Here is a 4,128-nt window from a genome sequence, read left to right as displayed (position 1 = left end):
TCCAGCAAAGGAGAAACACCATGCCCCCTTCACTGCCCCCTGTTATCACCGCCTTTGAACAGTCGCCCGATCGTGGCAGGGGACTGGCGCGTGACATGCGTGTTCGCTGGGCGCTTGAAGAAGCGGACCAGCCTTACGAGGTTCGTCTTGTCTCGTTCGATGCAATGAAGGGACCGGCGCATCGAGCGCTTCATCCGTTTGGACAGATTCCGACATATGAAGAAGGCCCTCTTACCCTGTTCGAGTCAGGGGCGATCGTGTTCCATATCGCACAGCGCCATGCTGGCCTGCTACCTGAGGAGGCGAATACCCGGGCGCGCGCGATTTCATGGATGTTTGCCGCGCTCAACACGGTTGAGCCGCCGATCCTCGATCTCCAGACCATCAAGTTCCTGGAGCGCGACAAGTCCTGGTACGAGGAGCGCCTGCCTATGGTCGAGAATCGCATCCGCGACCGTCTGGGCGAGCTTTCCGATCACCTTGGCAACGCCGAATGGCTTGATGGTGCGTTCAGCGCGGGCGACCTGATGATGGTGGCGGTGCTAATCAGGTTGAGAGCATCGGGTCTGCTGAACGAATATCCGAACCTCGCCGCCTATGTCGCCCGCGGCGAAGCGCGGCCCGCCTACCAGCGTGCTTTCGCCGCTCAATTGGCGGTTTTCGTCGCTAGCCAGGCACCGGCCGGCTGATGAAGGTCGGCTCCCGGTTCAACGCCGTCAACCCTGCGAATCAGCGCCGCCGCCAAAGCGCTCCACCACAAACTCGACAAAGCTACGAAGCTTCGGCGACATCTGCCGGTCGCGCAAATACAGCAGGTTGATCGGCCGCATGGGCGCCGCATACTCGGGCAACACTTCGATCAACCGGCCCGCCTTGATATCCGCGTCGACCAGAATGCCCGGCAGCATCGCGATCCCCATGCCCGCAAGCAACGCCTTGCGCAGCGCGTCTGAATTGTCGATTCTCAAGCGTCCTCTTACCGGAACGCTCACCGTTCCATTCGCGCCGGACAGCGTCCACTCCGGTTGCGCCGCGTGCATTTCGGAGCGCGGCGGATAGGCGTAGGTCAGACATTGATGGGCACGAAGATCCTCCGGCGTCGCCGGTGCGCCGTTAGCGTCGAGGTACGCGGATGAGGCGCAGAGCACGAGGCGATACGCCCGCAAAGGACGCGCAATGAGGTCAGGGTTGCCCGGCGCACCGATGCGAATGGCCGCCTCGAAACCGTCGTCAATCAGGTCCGACAAGCCATCGTTGGCGACGATATCCAACTGCACCTCGGGATAGCGCTGGCAATAGTCCGCGATTGCGGGAACCAGACACTCGGTGCTGAAAATCACGGGGGCGGTAATACGCAGCCGTCCACGCGGCGTCCCGAGATGATCGAGCGCCAATCGTTCGGCATCGTTGACGAGACCGAGAATCTCGACACAACGCTCGTAATAGGCCTGCCCGAAAGCACTGATCTGCTGCTTGCGGGTGGTGCGGTGGATGAGCCGTGTGCCGAGTCTGTCCTCCAGTGCCTGAAGGTGATTGCCGACCATGGTGGGCGACAGGTCACAGGCAAAACCGGCAGCCGTCAAGCTACCGGTCTCGACTACACGCACAAACACCGTCATCGCTTTGAGAAGATCCATTCCCCAATATTAGTGGGTTCTGTGCCAATTTGCAGGTAGTTTATCAAGCGTTATTGGGAGATTAGAGTGCGGTATGGCTAACGATCAGGCGATTCCCGCCTGATCCGCTCGAGTCCCCAATCGGGCTCTACCCGACCGACCATCATGCACAGACAATCGATCCGATCTCCGCGTCTCGCCCTCCTCGCCGCCAGTCTCGGCTTCGTCATCATCTGCCTCGACGTGACGGTCGTGAACGTCGCGCTCGGGCGGATTCAGGAAACCTTATCCGTCAGCTCCACGGAACTCGAATGGGTGCTCAACGCCTATACGCTCGCCTTCGCCGCCCTGCTGCTCAGCGCGGGCGCGCTCGGTGACCGGTTGGGCGCGCGGCGCGTTTTCGTCGGCGGCTTTGCGATCTTCACGTTGGCATCGGTGGCATGCGGCTTCGCACCCGGAGCGCTCACGCTTGTCGCGGCGCGCACCGTCCAAGGCGTCGGGGCAGCGCTGTGCGTGCCGTCGTCGCTATCGCTGCTCAGCGCGGCCTTTCCCGACCCGCGTGCGCGCGCCAAAGCGGTGAGTATCTGGGCTGGGACGGCCGCGCTGGCGCTGGGTGCCGGTCCGCTCGTGGGCGGCTTGCTGATCGACCGGTTCGGTTGGCCGAGCATCTTTCTGATCAACGTGCCGTTCGGCATTGCCGGCATCTGGCTGACGCTCGCCCACGCGCCCGATACCCTCCGTCACGCGGCACGCCGTATCGATCTGGCGGGGCAAATGCTAGCGGTGATTTCGCTCGCGGCGTTGATGTTCGCCGTCGTCGAAAGTGGCAGGTTGGGCTGGGCGAGTCCGGCTGTGATGACGGGCATCGTTTGTTTCGTCGTGTTCGGCACGTTGTTCGTGCTGGCGGAAGCGTGGCAAAAGGAACCGATGCTGCCGCTGTCGCTGTTCCAGATACCGGCCGTCAGCGTGAGCTCGTTGATCGGACTGTCGCTCAACTTTGGCTACTACGGGCTGATGTTCGCCATGAGCCTCTTCTTCCAGCATGTACGGCACTACACGCCACTTGAGACCGGTCTGGCCTTCCTGCCGATGACCGCCGTTGTGACCGTAGCCAACCTCGCATCCGGCGCTCTCACCTCACGATTCGGCTACCGTCTTCCGATGGTCGTTGGGCAGGCCGTGGCGGGGCTCGGTTTTCTGTCGCTGGCGCTGCTCGAGGTCAACAGCAGTGACCTGACCATCACCGCTCCGTTGCTGGCAATCGGTGTCGGCGTCGCGCTGGCCGTGCCGTCGATCAACACCGCCCTCCTCGCGCATGTCGAGCCGCGTTCCGTCGGCATCGCTTCAGGTTTGCTGAACACGGCGCGTCAAATCGGAGGCGCACTCGGCGTGGGCATCTTCGGTTCGCTCATCGCCAGAACAGCAGGCAATCCCGTCACAGGGCTGCACACCGCCGTCATACTGGCCGGTGTATTGATGATGGCCGGCGTAGTGATCGCGATTGCGGGGCTGAAGACAACTGGTTCGACGGCACAGCCGCTTACCAGGGAGTGCCAGAAAGCAATGTGCCGACGACCCAGCACCTGATCTTGAGAACAACGAGCGTTGCCTGTGGATAAACGGTACGCCGCTCGACGCAGACGACGCATATCGTCAAAAAGTGCTACGTTGCAAGGGTTCCCGCCGCTGAAGCGGCCAACGTTAAACCTGCAATGGAGAAACGATGAACAACCCTTCCCGACGTGTGCAAGATATTGTTTCTGAAGCCGAGTGGAATACGCGCATCAACCTTGCTGCGTCATACCGGCTCATTGCCCATTTCGGCATGTCAGATCTCATCTATAACCACATCACCGCGAGAGTGCCGGGCAGCCATACAGAATTCCTCATCAACCCTTACGGGATGATGTACGAAGAGATTACAGCGTCGAGTCTCGTCAAAGTCGATCTCGATGGCAACGTCCTCTTCAATGTCGACGACACCTTCAGCGTCAATCGCGCCGGCTACGTGATCCATAGCGCGATACACGCCGCCCGCCACGACGTGGAGTGTGTCATTCACACACATACACGCGCGGGCATGGCCGTCTCGGTGCTGGAGTGCGGTCTCCTGCCGCTTACTCAGATGGCGATGCGCTTCGATGCCATTGCCTATCATGAATACGAAGGTGTCGCGGTGGATCTGGACGAGCAAAGCCGGCTTGTAAAAGATCTCGGCGAGCGCGACGTGATGATCTTGCGCAATCACGGACTACTGTCGGTGGGAAAAAGTATCGCCGAGGCCTTTAACGCGATGTATTGGCTGGAGATGGCATGTCGAGCTCAAGTCGACGCAATGGCGTGCAATACGCCGCTGCATGTGCCGCCGCAAACGGTGGTTGAAAAAACTAATCATCTTTATCGGCCGCAAGTTCGACGGCCGTTTGGTGTGATGGAATGGCCGGCGATGTTGCGTCTTCTTGATCGGCGTGACGAGTCATACAAGAGCTGAAAGGTCGGCTGTCAACGCTGA

Annotated in this window: 4 protein-coding genes; 3 read left to right on the top strand and 1 reads right to left on the bottom strand. The window is 60.6% G+C overall.

Annotation, left to right across the window (positions count from 1 at the left end; genetic code table 11):
- The first annotated feature begins 20 nt into the window (after positions 1–20).
- The gene (locus M0954_RS23465) at positions 21–689 is read left to right on the top strand and encodes a glutathione S-transferase family protein (protein WP_297355808.1); all 669 of its coding nucleotides are present in this window, start codon (positions 21–23) and stop codon (positions 687–689) included.
- Positions 690–716: 27 nt separating this feature from the next.
- On the opposite strand, the gene M0954_RS23460 is transcribed toward M0954_RS23465, so the two are convergent.
- Entirely contained in the window at positions 717–1,637 is a 921-nt protein-coding gene (locus tag M0954_RS23460) for a LysR family transcriptional regulator (RefSeq protein ID WP_297355806.1), read from the bottom strand.
- Positions 1,638–1,781: 144 nt separating this feature from the next.
- Between M0954_RS23460 and M0954_RS23455 the strand changes: the two genes are divergently transcribed.
- Both M0954_RS23455 and M0954_RS23450 read left to right on the top strand, forming a co-directional pair.
- Entirely contained in the window at positions 1,782–3,203 is a 1,422-nt protein-coding gene (locus M0954_RS23455; RefSeq protein ID WP_297355804.1) for an MFS transporter, read from the top strand.
- Positions 3,204–3,339: 136 nt separating this feature from the next.
- Entirely contained in the window at positions 3,340–4,107 is a 768-nt protein-coding gene (locus M0954_RS23450) for a class II aldolase/adducin family protein (RefSeq protein WP_297355802.1), read from the top strand.
- Positions 4,108–4,128: the final 21 nt, after the last annotated feature.

The organism is Paraburkholderia sp., from assembly GCF_026225065.1.
Lineage (GTDB): Bacteria > Pseudomonadota > Gammaproteobacteria > Burkholderiales > Burkholderiaceae > Paraburkholderia.
Note: the sequence above shows the minus strand (reverse complement) of the source record. Positions and strands in the feature narration are given on the sequence as shown.